Source organism: Vibrio sp. 10N.222.49.C9 (genome assembly GCF_041474985.1).
In the GTDB taxonomy this organism is placed as follows: domain Bacteria; phylum Pseudomonadota; class Gammaproteobacteria; order Enterobacterales; family Vibrionaceae; genus Vibrio; species Vibrio crassostreae_C.
Genome location: NZ_JBFRVD010000935.1, coordinates 1 through 378, shown reverse-complemented (window position 1 = coordinate 378; position 378 = coordinate 1). Strand labels below are relative to the sequence as shown.

Below are 378 nucleotides of genomic sequence, written 5' to 3'. Positions count from 1 at the left end.
CCAAGCCGTAGGTATCAATAAATCGGAACGGGCCACCTGTAAATGGTGGGAAGCCAATACCAAAAATGGCGCCAATATCGCCGTCTCGTGCACTGGCTATAATCCCTTCATCAAGACAGCGTACCGCCTCATTGAGTAGTGGAATGGTGCAGCGAAGAGCAATGTCTTCTTCGGATAGACTGCGTGAAGGCGTCAATTTCAATAATCCATACACAGATTTATCGACCTTCTTGTCCTTGCCTTTGTATTGGTAGAACCCTTTGCCGACTTTTCTACCCTTGCGACCATCATTAAGCAAGGTATCGAACAGATCTGGGCCTTGGAATCGCTCACCTAACTCTTTGACTAGGATAGGCATGATCTTGGCACCAATATCCA

1 protein-coding gene is annotated in these 378 nt (G+C 47.1%); it reads right to left on the bottom strand.

Annotated features, from left to right (window positions below; all coding sequences use genetic code 11):
- Nucleotides 1-378, bottom strand: a 378-nt coding sequence (locus AB4585_RS26295; RefSeq protein ID WP_372171701.1) for a 3-hydroxyacyl-CoA dehydrogenase family protein, incomplete at both ends; no start/stop codon positions are given.